The 17,671-nt window shown below is 68.9% G+C and carries 15 protein-coding genes; all 15 read right to left on the reverse strand.

The window, feature by feature from the left end:
* Window positions 1–1,119: cell division protein FtsA (gene ftsA / locus WAL33_RS10845; protein WP_422181261.1), on the reverse strand; the 1,119-nt coding region annotated here is incomplete at its 3' end.
* A gap of 31 nt (window positions 1,120–1,150) precedes the next feature.
* A complete protein-coding gene (locus tag WAL33_RS10850) occupies window positions 1,151–2,065 on the reverse strand; it encodes a cell division protein FtsQ/DivIB (RefSeq protein WP_422181263.1) in 915 nt (304 codons plus the stop codon).
* Window positions 2,013–2,996: a D-alanine--D-alanine ligase gene (locus tag WAL33_RS10855; protein ID WP_422181265.1), complete on the reverse strand. Its 984-nt coding sequence runs from the start codon at window positions 2,994–2,996 to the stop codon at window positions 2,013–2,015. The genes WAL33_RS10850 and WAL33_RS10855 overlap by 53 nt, the downstream gene beginning before the upstream one ends.
* A gap of 117 nt (window positions 2,997–3,113) precedes the next feature.
* A complete protein-coding gene (locus WAL33_RS10860) occupies window positions 3,114–4,520 on the reverse strand; it encodes a M20/M25/M40 family metallo-hydrolase (RefSeq protein WP_422181267.1) in 1,407 nt (468 codons plus the stop codon).
* A gap of 187 nt (window positions 4,521–4,707) precedes the next feature.
* On the reverse strand, window positions 4,708–5,610 hold the full coding sequence (gene murB / locus WAL33_RS10865; protein WP_422181269.1) for a UDP-N-acetylmuramate dehydrogenase: 903 nt from the start codon (window positions 5,608–5,610) through the stop codon (window positions 4,708–4,710).
* Window positions 5,607–7,025: a UDP-N-acetylmuramate--L-alanine ligase gene (murC, locus tag WAL33_RS10870; protein WP_422181271.1), complete on the reverse strand. Its 1,419-nt coding sequence runs from the start codon at window positions 7,023–7,025 to the stop codon at window positions 5,607–5,609. The genes murB and murC overlap by 4 nt, the downstream gene beginning before the upstream one ends.
* Before the next feature lie 133 nt (window positions 7,026–7,158).
* Window positions 7,159–7,488 (reverse strand): hypothetical protein, encoded by a 330-nt coding sequence (locus WAL33_RS10875; protein ID WP_422181273.1) that lies wholly within the window; start codon window positions 7,486–7,488, stop codon window positions 7,159–7,161.
* Window positions 7,485–7,859 carry a hypothetical protein gene (locus tag WAL33_RS10880; protein ID WP_422181275.1) on the reverse strand — a complete coding sequence of 125 codons (375 nt, stop codon included), beginning with the start codon at window positions 7,857–7,859 and terminating at the stop codon, window positions 7,485–7,487. The genes WAL33_RS10875 and WAL33_RS10880 overlap by 4 nt, the downstream gene beginning before the upstream one ends.
* A gap of 64 nt (window positions 7,860–7,923) precedes the next feature.
* Complete coding sequence (gene murG, locus WAL33_RS10885) at window positions 7,924–9,009, reverse strand: undecaprenyldiphospho-muramoylpentapeptide beta-N-acetylglucosaminyltransferase (RefSeq protein ID WP_422181277.1); 1,086 nt, start codon at window positions 9,007–9,009, stop codon at window positions 7,924–7,926.
* Between the two features lie 88 nt (window positions 9,010–9,097).
* Complete coding sequence (gene ftsW, locus WAL33_RS10890) at window positions 9,098–10,270, reverse strand: putative lipid II flippase FtsW (protein WP_422181279.1); 1,173 nt, start codon at window positions 10,268–10,270, stop codon at window positions 9,098–9,100.
* 203 nt (window positions 10,271–10,473) lie between these two features.
* On the reverse strand, window positions 10,474–11,895 hold the full coding sequence (gene murD, locus WAL33_RS10895; RefSeq protein ID WP_422181281.1) for a UDP-N-acetylmuramoyl-L-alanine--D-glutamate ligase: 1,422 nt from the start codon (window positions 11,893–11,895) through the stop codon (window positions 10,474–10,476).
* Between the two features lie 13 nt (window positions 11,896–11,908).
* Window positions 11,909–13,024: a phospho-N-acetylmuramoyl-pentapeptide-transferase gene (gene mraY, locus WAL33_RS10900; protein WP_422181283.1), complete on the reverse strand. Its 1,116-nt coding sequence runs from the start codon at window positions 13,022–13,024 to the stop codon at window positions 11,909–11,911.
* Window positions 13,024–14,427, reverse strand: a complete 1,404-nt coding sequence (locus WAL33_RS10905) for a UDP-N-acetylmuramoyl-tripeptide--D-alanyl-D-alanine ligase (RefSeq protein WP_422181285.1) — start codon at window positions 14,425–14,427, stop codon at window positions 13,024–13,026. The genes mraY and WAL33_RS10905 overlap by 1 nt, the downstream gene beginning before the upstream one ends.
* On the reverse strand, window positions 14,420–15,877 hold the full coding sequence (locus WAL33_RS10910; RefSeq protein ID WP_422181287.1) for a UDP-N-acetylmuramoyl-L-alanyl-D-glutamate--2,6-diaminopimelate ligase: 1,458 nt from the start codon (window positions 15,875–15,877) through the stop codon (window positions 14,420–14,422). Before WAL33_RS10910 ends, WAL33_RS10905 begins: the two co-directional genes overlap by 8 nt.
* The gene (locus WAL33_RS10915) at window positions 15,874–17,628 is read right to left on the reverse strand and encodes a peptidoglycan D,D-transpeptidase FtsI family protein (RefSeq protein WP_422181289.1); all 1,755 of its coding nucleotides are present in this window, start codon (window positions 17,626–17,628) and stop codon (window positions 15,874–15,876) included. Before WAL33_RS10915 ends, WAL33_RS10910 begins: the two co-directional genes overlap by 4 nt.
* Window positions 17,629–17,671: the final 43 nt, after the last annotated feature.

Below are 17,671 nucleotides of genomic sequence, written 5' to 3' on the forward strand. Positions count from 1 at the left end.
GCCCAGGCGGACCGGACGATCGAAGACCCGAACGGCCACTTCGCGCACGCCGGCCAGTTGGCTGGCGCCGCCGGTCAGGACGATGCCGGCGCCGGGCTCGACGGGCGCGCCCGAAGCCTTCAGGCGCTCGCGCAGCAGTTCCAGCGTCTCCTCGACGCGCGGCTGGATGATGCCCTTCAGCAGGCTGCGGGGGGCGATCACCGGGCCCGCGCCCGGATCGTCGCCGCGCGGCGGGGCCTCGATCATCTCACGGTCCTCGTTGGCCGAGGCGATGGCGCTGCCGTGCAGGGTCTTGATGCGCTCGGCGCCGGCGACCGAGGTCTGCAGGCCGCGGGCGATGTCTTGGGTCACGTGCCCGCCGCCAACGGCCAGGCTGTCGACGTGGCACAGGGCGCCGTTGTTGAACACCGCCACCGAGGTCGAGCCGCCGCCCATGTCGATGCAGACCGCGCCCAGGTCCATCTCGTCCTCCTCCAGGGCCGCCAGGGCCGAGGCGAAGGGCGCGGCGACCACGCCCTCGAAGCTGAGGTGGGCGCGCTCCACGCAGTGGGCCAGGGTGTGGAAGATGTTCTCGTTGATCGAGACGACCAGCAGCTCCAGCCCCAGCGCGCGGCCGAACATGGCGCGCGGATCGCGGATGCCGCGCTGGCCGTCGACCGACCAGGCGATCGGCAGCAGGTGGATCGGCTTGCGGCCGGGAATGCGGACTTGGGCCAGGGCCGAGGCGATGGCGCGCGACAGGTCGCCGTCGCCGATCGGCCGGGCGCCCAGCGAAACCTGGGTGTGGACGCGATGGCTGGCCAACTGGCCGCCGGCGGTGCAGACGCTGACGCCCTGGACGTTGACGCCGGCCACGGTCTCGGCGCGTTCGACCGCCTGGGCGATAGCTTGCGCCGCCTCGTCCAGATTGACGATCGCCCCGCCGCGCACGCCGCGCGACTGCACATAGCCAACGCCGGCCGTGGTCAGGGTGCGGTTGTCGCGATGGATCCCGTCGGCCTTCATGATGAAGCAGGTGACCTTGGACGCGCCAAGATCGACGGCCGCGACCGCCGGCTGACGCACGAGCGTCGCCTTCAAGCCTTCCCTGGCTTGTTTCCGGTCATCCAGTCGCGACATTGCTGCGGTCACCTCACACACAAGTTCATGATCAGGCCCCGTCGGCCACGGGCTGCCCGCCGGGCGTCACCGTGTCGCGAGGCCTTACGGCCACCATTTCAGGATCGCGCAGATCGATGCGCGCGAAACCGAGATCGAGGATTCGTTGTCGTTGATCGAGTTGATCCAATTGAATCAGCGCGGACTCTTCGTCAATGGCTGGCAGCTGGATCAGCGAACCATCTTTCAGACGAAGGTCCCAACGGCGGTCGTCGACGCGCACCAGCGCCTCCAGACGGTCCCGCAGACGGGGCCGCGCATTGACGGCCGGCAGGATGGCGCCGGCGGCCTGGTCGGCGCCCTGCCCCACCACCAGCGGCAGCTGGGGGAAGCGCGCGGCGTCGGCCTCGCGGATGATGCGGCCCTCACCGTCGATCACCCGCATCGCGCCGGAATGCTGCCAGACGGCCAGGGCCGGGCGCTCCTCGACGGAGATGAACACGGTGTCGGGCAGCAGGCGCACGACCTTGGCGGACTTGACCCAGCCCACGCTCTCGACCCGGGTCCGCAGGGCGTCGAGGTCCAGGCTCAGGGTCGGCTGGTCCTGGTACAGGGCCGTGGCGTTCATGATGTCGGCCTTCGCCATCGGCGAGGCGCCCTCGATGTGCACGGTCTTCAGCTTGAAGCCCATATCGGCGAACTCGCCGTCGACGCCGCGCATCAGGGCTTCGCCCAAGCGCTGGATCCGGTGGCCGGTGGCCAGGGTGGCGACCAGGGCGATGACCATCGCGCCGCCGGCCACGGTCAGGGCCAGACGGGGCGACACGCCCACGCCGGCGCGCGCGGCTTGCAGTTTCCCAGCCGGCGGCGCGCCATTGCGCGCGGCCGATCGGGCCTTCGGACTTGCGGGCGCTTCAGCCCGGGGGCGCGTTGGCTTTCGCGATCCCCCCCGCACACCTGCGGGCATAAGCGTCCTCCACGATCCAAAACACGAGACGATCAAACGAAACGCCTGCGTGGTCCGCCTGCTCTGGAACGAGCGAGGTGGGTGTCATGCCGGGCTGCGTATTGACCTCTAAGAGGACCAGAAGGTCGTTAATGTCGTCATAACGGAAGTCGACTCGAGTCACACCTCGGCAACCAAGAATTGTATGGCCAAGCTTGGCGGTGTCCAGGGCCCTATCCCTTACGGCGTCGGGAATCGGGGCCGGAAGGATGTGGATCGAGCCCCCTTCCGAGTACTTGGCGTCGTAGTCATAAAAACCTGTGGACGAGCGGATTTCGGTGACCGCCAGAGCCCTGGGCCCCGTCGCCTGGCCCAGGACCGCTACTGAAAGCTCCACACCCGGAATGAACGGTTCGACCAGCACCTGCTCGCCAAAGGCCCACCCCGGCGCGGCCAGGTCGCGCGGCGGGGCGTTGGCGTCTTGCGGCACGATGAACACGCCGACCGACGATCCCTCGGCGTTGGGCTTCACCACATAGGGCGGCCGCATCACATGGTCGCGGGCGACGTCGCGCCTGCTGAACAGGCCCCCGCCGGGCACGACGATCCCGGCCGCCGCCAGCACCGCCTTGGACTTGGCCTTGTCCATGGCCAGGGCCGAGGCCAGCACCCCGGAGTGGGTGTAGGCGACGCCCAGCGTCTCCAGCACGCCCTGCACGCAGCCGTCCTCGCCCCAGCGGCCGTGCAGGCCGTTGCAGACCACGTCGGGGTTCAGCGCGGTCAGGACCTGGGCGATGTCGGGACCGGGATCGACCCGGCTGACCCGCGCGCCCAGCCGCTCCAGAGCGTCTGCGTAGGCCGCGCCGGTGGCCAGACTGACCTCACGCTCGGCCGATGGGCCGCCGAGCAGGACGACGATGTGTTGGCTGGCGAGAGGACGGGCTGGGGTCATGGACCGCAGCGGTAGCGGGGCGATGTGGAGGCGGGAGGGATGCGCGTCGGATTTCCGGTGCAGCCAAAAAAGAAACCCTCTCCCAGAGGGAGAGGGTGAAGGCGGCAGAGTTTGGCCCTAGTGCGCCGGCGCGGCCGGCGCCGCCGCGCTCAGGGCGCGGAAGTCGATGTCGCTATCGGCCACCAGATAGACGAAGGCTGTCCAGGCCGCGACGTTCTGGGCCAGCTCATCGGGACGCACCTTGTTGAGGGTGTCGTCCATGGTGTGGTGGTAGTCGAAGTAACGGCTGGCGTCCTGGTTCAGGGCGATCACCGGCACGCCCGACTCTTCCAGGCCCTCGATGTCGGCGCCGGCGTGGGCCGGCGGGTTGCGGTCCAGATAGATCTTCAGCGGGGTGATGACGCGCACGGCGGTCTGCATGGCCGGATGGGCGGCCGAACCCTTGGGGATCTGCAGGCTGTAGATGCGGTCAGCGCCGCTGTCGCTTTCGCCGGCCAGGACGATCTTGGGCAGTTCGTCCTTGTGGGCGGCCAGATAGGCTTCCGACGAGCCGCCGCTCTCTTCCGAGCCGAACATCACCACGCGGATGGTGCGCTTGGGGTGCTTGGGCAGGTCGCCGATCAGCTTGGCCGCGGCCGTGGTGATGGCGATGCCCGTGGCGTCGTCCAGGGCGCCGGTGCCGACGTCCCAGCTGTCCAGGTGGCCGCCGATGACGATCACCTCGTCGGGCTTCTCCGAGCCCTTGATCTCGCCCGAAATGTTCCAGGCCACGTCCTTGGGGTCGACGCTGGAGTCCAGCTTCAGCTTGATGCGCAGCGGGCCCTTGGCGGCCAGGCGCTCCAGTTGTTCGGCTTCCGGCACGCCCAGGGCGGCGGCGGGGATGGTGGCGACCTGCTCACCGAAGGCGGTGACGCCGGTGTGCGGCACGGTGGAGTCCGAGGTCGAGATCGAGCGGATCAGTATGCCGACCGCGCCGCGCTTGGCGGCCTCGACCGGACCCGAGCGCCGCGAGATGCCGGCCACGCCGTAGCCGGCGCCGTCCTGGGCGCGGACCATCGGCTGGGTGATGACCACGATCTTGCCCTTCACGGCGCTTTCCGGCGCGGCGATCAGCTCGGCGTAGGTCTTGAACAGCGCGACCTCGGCCTCGACCCCATTCGGGCCGGTCGGCACGGTGCGGCCCAGGCCGACAATGGTCAGCTTCATGGGGTACGGGGCGACCAGTTCGGCGCTCTCCTCGCCGCGCGTCCACGACGGCTTGGAAAATTCCTCGACCTTGATGTTGGTGAAGCCCAGGGCCTTGAACTTGGCCACGCCCCAATCCTTGGCGCGGGCCATGGCGGGCGAGCCGACCAGGCGCGGGCCGATATTGGTGGTCAGGTCCTCGGTGACGTCCCAGGCCGTGCGATCCAGCAAAGCCTTGTCGCGCAAGGCTTCGGCGGTCTTGGCGTCTTGGGCGTAGGCCGCGCCGGCCATCAGGGCGGTGGCGGCGGCGGCGGTCAGCAGAGTGCGGAACAGGCGCATGGAGACTCCCTCGTTTGGGTCGTTCTCATAGCACCGCTCAGGACCGGGAATAGGCAACAACCGGATGAACTATCGGTAACCTTTGGAGCTGAGACGGGGACATGCACTTGTGCGTGTCCCCAGCCGCATCCAGGGGCGCCGAGCCTGGACTTGGGGACACGCGCAAGCGCATGTCCCCGGCCGTGGCCTACCCCGCTCGCCCGATGCGCTTGATCTCCCAATCCAGCTGCACCCCGGTCTTGGCCAGCACGTCGGCGCGGACGGTGTCGCCCAGGCCTTCCAGGTCGGCCGCGGTGGCCTCGCCGGTGTTGATCAGGAAATTGCTGTGCAAGGGCGAAAACATCGCCCCACCATAGGGCTTGCCCCGCCAGCCGGCCTCGTCGACCAGCTTCCAGGACGAGTGACCCGGCGGGTTCTTGAACGTCGAGCCGCCGGTCTTCTCGCGGATCGGCTGGGTGGTCTCGCGGCGGGAGGTGATCTCGGCCATGCGGGCCTTGATCGCGGCGGGGTCGTCGGGAAGACCTTCGAAAATCGCGTCCAGCACGATCAGGCCGGCGTCCTGCAGGGCGCTGTGGCGGTAGGTGAAGTGCAGGTCGGCCGCCGGCAGCTCGCGCACATGCCCCTGGCGGTCCATGACCCGGGCCGAGACCAGGATGTTGGCGGTCTCCGAGCCATAGCACCCGGCGTTCATGATCGTCGCGCCGCCGACGGCGCCGGGGATGCCGGCGTAGAACTCAAGTCCGGCGATGCCCGCCTCGGCGGCCTTGCGGGCCAGGATGGCGTCGGGCACGGCGCTGCCGGCCTTGATGCGGTTGCCGCCCAGGGCCTCGACCGTGTTGAAGCCCTTGCCCAGCCGGATCACCACGCCGTCGACGCCGCCGTCGCGGACCAGCAGGTTGGAGCCCACCCCGATGGCCAGCACCGGTACGGCCGGCTCCAGGGCCTTGAGGAAGTCAGCCAGGTCCTGCTCGTCGGCCGGCAGAAAGACCACATCGGCCGGACCGCCGACCCGGAACCAGGTGAACGGCGCCAGGGTCTCGTCGATCAGCAGCTTGCCGCGGACGGCGGGGAGCGACGCCTTCCAGCTCACTTCGCCAGCGCTTCCAACTGACCCGGCAGGGCGTAGGACCAGTTCGTGATGTCCCCCGCGCCCAGCAGCACCACCAGATCCCCCGCCTGCGCCTCGGCGGCGATCAGGGCCGGCAGGGCGGCGGGGCTTTCCAGGGCCAGGGCGCGGCGGTGGCCGAACTTCTTGAGGCCTTCGACCAGGTGGTCGCGGTCGACGCCCTCGATCGGCTGTTCGCCGGCCGTGTAGACATCGGCGACGATCACGGTGTCGGCGTCGTTGAAGCAGCTGCTGAACTCGGTCATCAGGTCGCGCAGACGGGTGAAGCGGTGCGGCTGGACCACGGCGATCACCTTGCCGGTCGAGACCGCGCGGGCGGCCTTCAGCACGGCGGCGATCTCGACGGGGTGGTGGCCGTAGTCGTCGACGATGCGGATGCCGTTGGCCACGCCCGTGGTGGTGAAGCGGCGCTTGACCCCGCCGAAGCCGGCCAGGCCTGCGCGGATGGCCTTGGCGTCGACGCCCAGCTCGCGGGCCACGGCCACGGCGGCGGTGGCGTTGAGCACGTTGTGGTGGCCGGCCATCGGCATCTTCAGGCCCTCGTACAGCACGAGATCGCCCGACAGCGGCGAGATGAGAATGTCGAACTTGGCGCCCTCGGGGCCCATCTCGATGTTGCTGACCCGGACCTCGGCCTGCGGGTTGGTCCCATAGGTGACCAGGCGACGGTTCTCGATTCGCGAGGTCAGGGCCTGGACTTCCGGGTGGTCGGTGCAGACCGCCGCGAAGCCGTAGAACGGGATGTTCTCGATGAAGTCCTGGAAGCCCTTCTTGACCGCGTCGAAGTCGCCCCAGTGGTCCAGGTGCTCGGCGTCGATATTGGTGACGATGGCCACGGTGGACTTCAGCTTCAGGAAGCTGCCGTCGCTCTCGTCGGCCTCGACCACGATCCAGTCGCCCTCGCCGACCTTGGCGTTGGTGCCGTAGGCGTTGATGATCCCGCCGTTGACCACGGTGGGGTCCAGGGCGCCGGCGTCCAGCAAGGCCGCGACCATCGAGGTGGTTGTGGTCTTGCCGTGCGTGCCGCCCACGGCCACGGAGAACTGAAGCCGCATCAGTTCGGCCAGCATCTCGGCGCGGCGGACCAGCGGCAGGCGCTTGTCGCGGCCGGCGGCCATCTCGACATTGTCGGCCTTGATGGCGGTGGAATAGACGATGGCCGAGGCGCCTTCGACATTGGCCGCGTCCTGGCCGATGAAGATCCGCGCGCCCAGCTTTTCCAGTCGCTCGGTATTGGCGCTGGCCTTGGCGTCGCTGCCCTGCACGGTGTAGCCGATGCGGATCATGATCTCGGCGATGCCGGACATGCCGATGCCGCCGATGCCGATGAAGTGCACGGGGCCGAGTTCGAAGGGTACGGGGCGTCGACGCTGGATCATCCAGCCCGATTAGACGATTTGGCGGCGGGGTGAAACGGGATGTTTGGTGCAGATCGTGTGGATTTCCGTCTCCCTAGTCGTGAAACCCAGGGTTATCGCACCTGACCGAGGCGGTCGTTCCTTCGACAATCCGTCACAGCTCGAATATGTCCATCGGCGTCTCCGCCGGCTTCAGGCCCCAGGCGAACAGGGTGATCCCCCGCGCTTTGGCCGTCTCAATCAGCCAGGCGCCCGAGAGGAGGATCAACTCGTAGGTCACCTGGAGCTCGTCGGGACCGCGGGTGTCGAGGCGAGCGCTCTGGCCGTCGAGTTCGATATTGGCCCAGCCGATCACGTCTCCAGCCTCGACCGAGCGCAAGGTCATCAGGACGGAGCCTTCATCGGTTTCGTCATCCTCGCCCGAAGGCTCGCCGTAGGAGATGGCGCGCGGACCCAGCACTAGATCCGTGGCCGCCGGGATCATATGCCTGCCGCATAGAGCTGGGTCCATTCAGTCACGGGCGTCGCGCTATCAGGCAACAGGGTCAAGCCGTGGTCGTGGGCGGTGCGGATCATCCAGACCCCCGTCAGCCACATACAGTTGCGCAGCAGGTGAATATCGTCGCTGGCGACGAAGGTGTGAGCCCAACGCCAACCGTCAATCTCGGCCCAAGCTCGGCCCAACAGGTTGTCGACTACGTCGCCGTCGTCGTGCGCCCAATACTGCCGCGCCCCAATTCGGATGCGGACCGAAGCGTCATGGCGGTCGCCTGCCGCGTCCAGATAAGGGATAGACCTTGGGCCGATCACCCGCCGCCCATGTGGCCATTTCACATAGCTGAATGGCGGCCGCATCGCCCTGCTCCAGTGGTCGGATTCAACCCTAACGGAACAAGAACAAATCAGCAACCTGGTCGCGCTACCCCGCCGTCTTCTCCACCAGATCCGCCAGCTTCTCCGCCGCGTCCGGAACCGCCACCTTGCGCGCGCCCGCCGCCATGCGGGCCAGGCGTTCGGGGTCCTTGAGCAGGGCGTTCAGGGCGCCGGCCATGGCGTCGACGGTCAGTTCGTCCTCGAGGCAGATGGCGGCCGCGCCCGCCTCTTCCAGCTGGCGGGCGTTGAAGCGCTGGTGGTCGTCGGCGGCGATCTTCAGCGGGATCAGGATCGACGGGCGGCCGGCCACGGCCAGCTCGGTGCAGGTCGAGGCGCCGGAGCGGCCGATCACCAGATGGGCCTGGCGCAGATAGCCGGCCATGTCGCGGAAAAACGGCGCGACCTCGCACTCGACCATGGCGTTGCGATAGACCTTGCGGGCGCCTTCCATGCTTTCGGGGCGGGCCTGCTGGAACACCTTCAGGCGGCTGCGCAGGTCCTCGGGCAGCCGGGCGACGGCCTCGGGGATCAGCTCCGACAGCAGACGCGCGCCCTGGCTGCCGCCGGTGACCAGGATGCGCAGCTGCACCTCCGGCGGCAGGTAGGGCACGTCGTAGAGCGCCCGGATCGCGGGCCGCACCGGATTGCCCACCACATGGGCGCGGGCCTTCACGGCCGGCTTGGCCAGCTCCAGGATCGGGAAGGCGCAGGCCACTTCATTGACCTTGGGGGCCAGATAGCGGTTCACGCGCCCCAGCACCGCGTTCTGCTCGTGGATCACGGTGGGGCGCTTCTGGCCCACGGCGGCCAGCAGGGCCGGGAGGGCGGGATAGCCGCCGAAGCCGACGACCACGGCCGGGTCGAGCCGCTTGAAGGCCGCCTTGGCCTGGTTCACGCCCTGCCAGACCGTGAAGCCGGCCTTGATCATGCCGACGATGTCGCCGGACTTGGCGGTGGCGGCGGACAGGGCCAGGCGTTCCTCGGCCGGGAACTTGTCGGCGTACAGCGCGCCGCGCTCGTCGGTGGCCAGCACGATGCGCCAGCCGCGCGCGGCCAGGGCTTCGGCCAGGGCCTGGGCGGGAAACAGATGCCCGCCGGTGCCCCCGGCGGCGACGACTGCCAGCTTGCTCATGCTTTTTGGCTCATAGGGGGAGCGGCTCCATTACGCGAGCGAATGACGGGCAAGGCGGACTGCGGCAAGGCTGGCCTCCAGGAAGCGCTCAATCCAGGCCTCCGGCCTGATCGAACTCTCCGGCTCCGCCATAGGCCCCCGGACGCTTGCGCGTCAACGCCAAGGCCATGCCCAGGGTCAGCCCCATGGCCAGCATCGACGAGCCGCCATAGCTGATGAAGGGCAGGGTCATGCCCTTGGTCGGGATCATGTTGAGGTTCACGGCCACATTGATGAAGGCCTGCTGGCCCACCAGCACGAACAGGCCGGCCGCGGCCACCTGCTCGAAGGTGTCGGTCAGCTTCATGGCCTTGTAGAGCCCGCGCACCACGATGAAGGCGAACACGGTGATCAGCGCCAGGGAGAACACCAGGCCGTATTCCTCGGCGGCGACCGAATAGATGAAATCGGTGTGCAGGTCGGGCACGTGGCGCTTCATCACCCCCTCGCCCGGGCCGCGCCCGAACAGGCCGCCGGCGTGGATGGCCTCGGCGGCGCGGGTGATCTGGTGGGTGTCGGCCTGGTCGGGGCTGAGGAACTTCTGGACCCGGGCATGGACGTGGTCGAACAGGAAATAGGTCGACATCAGCCCGCCGACCGCGACGGCGCCCAGGCCCATGATCCACGAGATCGGCACCCCCGCCATCCAGAAGGCGGCCCCGAAGGCGATGGTGATCAACACGGTCTGGCCGACGTCCGGCTGAACCAACAGCAGGGCCACGGCGATGAAATACAGGACGAAGGCGATCGACACGCCAGGGACGCCCTCGCCCTTCTGGCCCTCGGCGAACATCCAGGACACCAGCACGATCAGGGCCGGCTTCATGAATTCCGAGGGCTGGAAGGTGAAACCGCCGATCAGCAACCAGCGGGCCGCGCCCTTGGCGCTGTGGCCGATGAACGGCAGGGCCGCCATCACCCCGATGGCGCCGAGATAGATGAAGAAGGCCCAGCGCCGGACGCCCTTGGGACTGAGCATCGACACCGACAGCACGATGACGGCCGCGCCCAGGCCGAACACGCACTGGCGCAGGGCGAAATGGAACTGGTCGTCGATATGCATCCGCGCGGCGGCCGCCGGGCTGGAGGCGAAGGACAGCAACACGCCCAGGGTGACCAGCAGCGCCGTGGCGCCCAGGAGCCAACGATCCGTCGTCCACCACCAGACGCCGAGCCGCGAACGGTCGGTGCGGGCAAACGCGTGGGTGGTCTGGAACGTCATGGCCGGAGAGTCGGATTTTAGGGTTAAGCGAGTGTTGTTGTGGCGTTTCTAATTGGAGCGGTGAATGGCTTGCCCCCACCTGACCGCTTCGCGGTCTGTCCGCCCCCATAGGGGGCGGAGGCCGCGCGTGGGGCTCCTCTTCCCCCTGTGGGGGAAGACGGTCGCGCAGCGACCCGTAGGGGGCAAGCGTTAGCCGCCGAGAACTAGGCCCTTTTCGCAGCCGAGGCCGACGGGGCCGCGCCCAGCCCGTTGACCGCCGCGCGGAACGCCTCGCCCCGCTGCTCGAAGTCGGCGAACTGGTCGAACGAGGCGCAGGCCGGCGACAGCAGGACGATGGCCTCCTCGCCCGAGGCGGCGGCGTCGGCATAGGCGGCGGCGACGGCGGTCTCGATGTCGCCGCACTGGCGCACCGGGGCCTTGCCCTCCAGGGTCTTGCCGAAGTCCTCGGCCGCCTGGCCGATCAGATAGGCCGTGACGACGCGCGGGAACAGGTCGGCCAGGTCGTCGATGCCGCCGGCCTTGGCCACGCCGCCGGCGATCCAGTAGATTTTCGGATAGCTGGACATCGCCTGGCGGGCGGCGTCGGCGTTGGTGGCCTTGCTGTCGTTGACGAAGCGGACCTTGCCCAGCTTGCCGACCGTCTCCATCCGGTGGGCCAGGCCCGGGAAGCTCATCAGGCCGTCCACGGCCTGATGCGGCGGAATGCCCAGGGCGCGGGCGGCGGCGTAGGCGGCTGCGGCGTTCTGCCAGTTGTGGCGGCCCGGCAAGCTGCGGGCGCGCAGCAGATCGACCATCTCGGTCACCCGCTCGCCCGTGGCGTCGTACAGCACGCCCTGCAGGGCGTAGACGCCTCGGCCCATGGCCTTGCCGGCGCTGATCGGCCAGATCGTGCGGCGGTTGGCGGCGGTGATCTCGGTGCAGATCTGCTGGCACCAAGGATCGTCCACGCCGATGATCGCGGTGTCCCCCTTGCCCTGGTTCAGGAAGATCCGACGCTTGGCGGCGATGTAGCCGTCCATGCCGCCGTGACGGTCCAAGTGGTCGGGCGAGATGTTCAGCAGCACCACGGCGTCGGGCTTGAGGCTCGAGGTCAGGTCCAACTGGTAGGACGAGAGTTCAAGCACATACACGGCTCCGCCGTGCATATCCTCCAGGCCCAGCACGCCCTCGCCAATATTGCCGCCCACCCGGGTGTCGCGCCCGGCCTGGCGGCACAGATGGCCGATCAGGGCGGTCGTGGTCGACTTGCCGTTGGTGCCGGTGATGGCGATGATCTTGGGCTTCTTGTGGTCGGGCGCGGCGTTCACCGTGCGGGCGAACAGCTCGATGTCGCCCAGGATCTCGACCCCGGCCGCCTTGGCCTTGCCGACCGTCCAGTGCGGCTTGGGATGGGTCAGCGGCACGCCCGGCGACAGCATCAGGGCCGCGAACTGGCTCCAGTCGGCGGTCGTCAGGTCGACGACGTTCAGGCCCTCGGCCACGGCGGCCTGGCGGCTTTCGGGCTTTTCGTCCCACAGCGCCACCTTGGCCCCGCCGGCGATCAGCGCGCGCGCGGCCGTCAGCCCTGTCCGGCCAAGGCCGAACACGGCGACGGTCTTGCCCTCGAAACCGCGGACGGGGATCATGACGCGCCCTCTCCTATCGCAGCTTCAGGGTGGCGAGGCCGACGAAGCTGAGCATCATCGACACGATCCAGAAACGGACGACGACGGTGCTCTCGGCCCAGCCGAGTTTCTCGAAATGATGGTGGATCGGCGCCATCAGGAAAACCCGCTTGCCGGTCTTCTTGAAGTAGGCGACCTGGATCATCACGGAGAGCGCCTCGGCCACGAACAGGCCGCCGACGATGCCCAGCACCAGCTCGTGCTTGGCGCAGACGGCGATCGAGCCCAAGGCTCCGCCCAGGGCCAGCGAACCGGTGTCGCCCATGAAGATCTTGGCCGGCGGGGCGTTGTACCAGAGAAAGCCCATGCCCCCGCCGATGATCGCGCCGCAGACCACGGCCAGCTCGCCGACGCTGGGCACGAAGTGCAGGTTCAGATAGCCGGCGAACTTGTAGTTGCCCACCAGGTAGGCGATCAGGCCGAAGGTCGAGGCGGCGAACATCACCGGCACGATGGCCAGGCCGTCCAGCCCGTCGGTCAGGTTCACGGCGTTGGAGAAGCCTGCGATCGTGATGGCGGCGAAGGCCACGTAGAACCAACCCAGATTGATCACCAGGTTCTTCAGGATCGGGAAAACCAGCGAGGTCTCCAGACCCGGGGTCATTTCCGACTTGGGCGCGAAAAGGATCAGCGCCACGGCGGCCAGGATCGAGATGACGAACTGGGCGATCAGCTTCTGGCCGCTGGAGAGCCCGGCGGTCGTCTGCTTGGTGACCTTGGCGTAGTCGTCCATGAAGCCCAGCACGCCGAAGGCGGCGGTGATGCCCAGCACCACCCAGACGTGGACGTTCCCGAGGTCGGCGAACAGCAGGGAGCCGACGAACAAGCCCGCCAGGATCATGAAGCCGCCCATGGTGGGCGTGCCGGCTTTTTCGATGACGTGACGGGCGATGCCGTCGGTGCGGATCGGCTGGCCCTTGCCCTGCTTGGCCTTCATCCAGCGGATGAAGCGCGAGCCCATGGCCACGGCGACGATGTAGGCCGTCAGCATCGACATGCCGGTGCGGAAGGTCAGATATTTCAGGAGGTTCAGGACCGGGACATGCTCATGCCCGCCGCGCGACAGCCATTCGTAGAGGAAATACAGCATCAGCCTTGTCCTTGGAGGTCGAGCGCGCCCAGCGCGGCGGCCACGACCCCCGCTTTCGACCCGTTCGATCCCTTCACCATCACCACGTCCCCCGCCCGCATCGCCGAAACGACCTGGGGCGCGAGTTCGGCGGCGTTCTCGGCGTAGCCGCCCCGCCGAGTCGGCGAAAGCGCTTCCCATAAAGATTTCATTAACGGACCGGCGCAGAACACCAGGTCGATGTCGGCGGCGGCGATCGGCGTGGCCAGGTCCCCATGGAAACGGGCGCTCCGGGGGCCCAGCTCCAGCATGTCGGTCAGGACGACGATGCGCCGGCCGGCCACCTCGCGGGCGCCCAGGGTGGTCAGGGCGGCCTGCATCGAGACGGGGTTGGCGTTATAGCTCTCGTCGACCAGGGTGAAGGTCCCGCCGGGGATGCTGATCACGCGCTCTGCGCCGCGCCCCTCGATCGGTTCGAACTCGGCCAGGGCCGCCAGGGCGGTCTCGCGGTCGACGTCCAGGGCCTCCAGCATCAGCAGCACGCACAGGCTGTTGAGGCCCCAATGCACGCCGGTCTGCAGGATCGGGAAGTGGAGGGTTTCGCCACGCAACACGGTGGTGACGGTCGCGCCGTTCGGACCGGCGACGAAGGCGGTCAACTGAGCGGTCAGGCCCTCGCCCGTGCCGAAACTCCAGACCTCGGCGCCGGCCTTCTCGGCCTCGGCCTTCAGCAGCGGAAACCACGGATTGTCAGCGTTGAGCACGGCCACGCCGTTCGGCTCGAGGCCCGAGAAGATTTCGGCCTTGGCGCGGGCGACGCCCTCCTCGCCGTCGGCGAAGTTCTCCAGGTGCACCGGACCCACGGTGGTGATCGCCACGGCGTGGGGCCGGATGAAGTCGGAGAGCGGGGTGATCTCGTCGGCGTGGTTCATGCCGACCTCGAACACTGCGCGCTGGGTGTCGCGCGGCATGCGGGCCAGGGTCAGGGGCACGCCGATATGGTTGTTGTACGACTTGACCGAGGCGTGGGCCTTGCCGGCGCGGCGCAGGCCGGCCTCGACGGCGCGGGTGACGCTGGTCTTGCCGACCGAACCGGTCACCGCGCCGCGGCGGGCCTGAGGCGCGCGCTCGCGGGCGGCGACGCCCAGGCGCTCCAGCGCCAGGAAGGTGTCGTCGACCAGCACGGCGGGAACGGCCACCGGCTTGGAGACCAAGGCTCCGGCCGCGCCGCGATCGATGGTCTGGACCACGAACTCATGGCCGTCGCGCGCGCCGGTCAGGGCGACGAACAGGTCACCGGGCTCCAGGCTGCGGCTGTCGATCGACACGCCGGTGGCCTCGAAGTCGCCGATCGCCTGACCGCGGGTCGCAGCGGCGACCTCGTGGGCGGTCCACAGCGGAAGAACCTTGGCGGTCTCAGACATGAACCCCCTCCAGCGCCTGAGCGGTCTCGGTCACGTCGTCGAACGGATGGTTCACCCCGGCCACCAGTTGGCCCTGCTCGTGGCCCTTGCCGGCCACCACCAGCACGTCGCCGTCCGTCAGCAGGGACGCGGCGGCCCGGATGGCCTCGCGGCGGTCGCCGTATTCCTTGGCGCCCGGCGCGGCGGCCAGGATGGCGGCGCGGATCGAGGCGGGCTCCTCGGAGCGGGGATTGTCGTCGGTGACGATGGCCACGTCGGCCAGGCGCGCGGCGATCTCGCCCATCAGGGGACGCTTGCCGCGATCGCGGTCGCCGCCGGCGCCGAACACCACGATCAGCTTGCCCCGCGTGTGGGGGCGCAGGGCGGCCAGCACCGTCTCCAGGCCGTCGGGCGTGTGGGCGTAGTCGACATAGGCTTCGCCGCCGCGCGCGCCGGTCCCGACCCGCTGCAGCCGGCCGGCCGCGCCTTCCAGATGCTCAAGGGCGGCGATGGTCGCCTCCAGGTCCTCGCCCGTGGCCAGAACCAGACCCGCCGCGACCAGCACGTTGGAGGCCTGGAAGTCGCCCGCCAGAGGCAGCAGCACGTCGAACTCGCGGTCCTGGGCGGCGATCTTCAGGCGCTGGCCTTGCGGCACCGGTGTGCGCGAGACGAGCTTCAGCCCCTGCCCGTCGTGGCCGACCGACAGGATGGTCTGGCCCGAGGTGACGGCGGCCGAGGCGAAGACCGGGAAGGCCTCGCTGTCGGCGTTCAGCACGGCGGTGCGGGCGCGCGGCAGCAGGGTCTCGAACAACCGCAGCTTGGCCGCGCGGTAGCAGCCCATGGTGCCGTGATAGTCCAGGTGGTCCTGGGTGAAGTTGGTGAAGCCGGCGGCGGCCAATCGCACGCCGTCCAGGCGGCGTTGGTCGATGCCGTGCGACGAGGCCTCGACGGCTAGGTGGGTGACGCCCATCTGGGCCAGCTTTGCCATCATCTCGGCGACGTCGGCGGCGTCGGGCGTGGTCAGGCCCGGCGGGGTCAGTTGCTGGTCCGGAACGCCCGGCGCGCTGACCACGACGCCCAGGGTGCCCATGCTGGCGGCCTTATGGCCGAGCCGGGCGTAGATCTGGCGGGCGAAGCCGGCGACCGAGGTCTTGCCGTTGGTGCCGGTCACCGCGATGCAGGTCGCCGGCTGCTCGGCCCAGAACTGGGCGGCGGCCAGGGCGTAGGCGCGGCGCAGGTCGCCGGCGTGGACCGTCGGAACCGACAGCCCCTCGACATCGTCCGGCGCCAGGACGGCGGCGGCGCCCGAGGCGATCGCGCCCGGAATGAACTCGCGGCCGTCGACCTTGCTGCCCGGCAGGGCCGCGAACAGGAAGCCCTCACGCACCTTGCGGCTGTCGGCGGTGACCCCGGTGATCACGGGATCGACCTGGCAGGGCCGGTTCAGGATCTGTGAAAGGGTCTTGCTCAAAGTCCCGCCTCCTGAGCGGCTTGCGGCTGCGCGGCCACGGTGAAGATGTCGCTCTGCCGGCGAACGCCGAGGAACGGAGCGACGCGGTCGATGACCCGGCCGGCGGCCGGCGCGGCCACCCAGCCGCCGGTCGAGAAACCGAAGGTCTTGGCGTTGCCCTTCGGCTCGTCCAGCAGGATCAGCACGAAGTAACGGTCGGCCTCAAGCGCCCCCTCGGTCGGGAACACCGCCGCGAACGACGAGACCTGGCGCTGGTGGTTATAGCCCCGGATGGCCGGATCGTACTTCTCGCCGGTGCCGGTCTTGCCGCCGACCGACAGGCCCGGGATGTTGGCCGACTTGCCGCTGCCGCCGGTGACATTGGCGCGCATGATCTGCAGCATCTGCTGCGAGGTCTCTTCGGAGACCGCGCGGGGCGCTTCGGGGCGCACGCCCTGGGCCATCTTGTGGATGGTCAAAGGTTGCAACGTGCCGCCGTTCAGCAGCGCGCCCATCGCCTGGGCCAGGGCCAGAGGCGAAACGTTGATGCCGTGGCCGAACGAGGTGGAGGCCACTGCGTCGTCGTCCCACTTCTTCGGGGTCAACGGGCGAGCCGATTCCAGCAGCTCGACCTTGGCCGGCTTGGTCAGGCCCAGGGCGTTGAAATAGCGGCTCAGGCGCTCGCCGCCGATCCGCTCGGCCAGCATGGCGGTGCCGATATTGGACGAGTGCTGGAACACTTCGACCAGGGTCAGGATCTTTCGCGCGGCGTGGTAGTCGTGGATCGTCCGGTAGCCCAGCTGGAAGGGCTCGCGCGCGTCGAACGTCGAGGCCAGGGTCGCGGCTCCGGTGTCCAGGCCGATCGCCACGGTGAAGGCCTTGAACGTCGAGCCCATCTCATAGACCGAAGCTGCGGCGTGGTTGGTCATCTGCTCGGCGGACGCCTGGTTCAGACGGTTGGGATCGTAGTCCGGGAAGCTGGTCATGCCGAGGATCTCCCCGGTATGGATGTTGGTCACGATGCCGACGGCGTCCTTGGCCTGGAATTCGATCGCGGCCTTGCGGACCTCGTCTTCCAGGGCGGCCTGGACGCGCAGGTCGATCGACAGCGGGATCGCGCCGTCCGGCCCCTTGGCGGCGGCCTCCAGCACCGACTTGTCCAGCGCCTTCTCGGCGCCGGACAGCCCCTTGCCGCCCTTGTCGACGAAGCCGATGAAGTGGGCGGCGCTGGAGCCCAGCGGATAGACCCGGCGGGCCTGTTCCTCGAACTCGACGCCCGGCAGGCCCAGGTCGAAGATCGCGGCCTTCTGCGCCGGGGTCATGCCGCCGACCACGAAGCTGCGACGGTCGGAGAACACCGCCTGATCCAGGCGCTTGGCCGGCACGTCCGGCAGGGCCTTGCCCAGGGCGACACGGGTGGCCTTGGCGTCCCAGACGTCCTTGGGGTTGATGTAGAGCGCGTAGTGGGTCAGGTCGACGGCCAGCAGCGCGCCGTTGCGATCGACCAGGTCGCCCCGCGCGCCTTCGGTCGAGGCCAGGTAGCCGTTGCCGCCCACCTTGGAGAACACCGCCGACCAGGTCGCGCCCAGAGCCAGGACCGTGAAGGCCAGGCCGAAAATGGCCATGACGAAGAAGATGCGGATACGGGTGTCGTCTTGCGGACGCGCGGCGGCGCGTGAGCGCTCGAAAGCGTGCTCCAGCCGCCAGACCCGTTCGATCAGCCAGCGCCAGGCCGCGGGCGCGCCGCCGGGAGCGAGATTGGCCAGGCTCATCGCGGAGCCTCCCCAACAGCGGGCGCGGGAGCCGGATAGTCGT

Origin of the sequence: Caulobacter sp., from assembly GCF_049283275.1 — a bacterium.
Classification (GTDB): Bacteria; Pseudomonadota; Alphaproteobacteria; order Caulobacterales; family Caulobacteraceae; genus Caulobacter.

What these genes read in the sequence shown, in the direction of transcription:
- WAL33_RS10850 (WP_422181263.1), bottom strand. Translation starts at nt 2,065, where the DNA reads ATGCCCGCAGGTGTGCGGGGGGGATCGCGAAAGCCAACGCGCCCCCGG.
- WAL33_RS10855 (WP_422181265.1), bottom strand. Translation starts at nt 2,996, where the DNA reads ATGACCCCAGCCCGTCCTCTCGCCAGCCAACACATCGTCGTCCTGCTC.
- WAL33_RS10860 (WP_422181267.1), bottom strand. Translation starts at nt 4,520, where the DNA reads ATGCGCCTGTTCCGCACTCTGCTGACCGCCGCCGCCGCCACCGCCCTG.
- murC (WP_422181271.1), bottom strand. Translation starts at nt 7,025, where the DNA reads ATGATCCAGCGTCGACGCCCCGTACCCTTCGAACTCGGCCCCGTGCAC.
- WAL33_RS10875 (WP_422181273.1), bottom strand. Translation starts at nt 7,488, where the DNA reads ATGATCCCGGCGGCCACGGATCTAGTGCTGGGTCCGCGCGCCATCTCC.
- WAL33_RS10880 (WP_422181275.1), bottom strand. Translation starts at nt 7,859, where the DNA reads ATGCGGCCGCCATTCAGCTATGTGAAATGGCCACATGGGCGGCGGGTG.
- murG (WP_422181277.1), bottom strand. Translation starts at nt 9,009, where the DNA reads ATGAGCAAGCTGGCAGTCGTCGCCGCCGGGGGCACCGGCGGGCATCTG.
- ftsW (WP_422181279.1), bottom strand. Translation starts at nt 10,270, where the DNA reads ATGACGTTCCAGACCACCCACGCGTTTGCCCGCACCGACCGTTCGCGG.
- murD (WP_422181281.1), bottom strand. Translation starts at nt 11,895, where the DNA reads ATGATCCCCGTCCGCGGTTTCGAGGGCAAGACCGTCGCCGTGTTCGGC.
- mraY (WP_422181283.1), bottom strand. Translation starts at nt 13,024, where the DNA reads ATGCTGTATTTCCTCTACGAATGGCTGTCGCGCGGCGGGCATGAGCAT.
- WAL33_RS10905 (WP_422181285.1), bottom strand. Translation starts at nt 14,427, where the DNA reads ATGTCTGAGACCGCCAAGGTTCTTCCGCTGTGGACCGCCCACGAGGTC.
- WAL33_RS10915 (WP_422181289.1), bottom strand. Translation starts at nt 17,628, where the DNA reads ATGAGCCTGGCCAATCTCGCTCCCGGCGGCGCGCCCGCGGCCTGGCGC.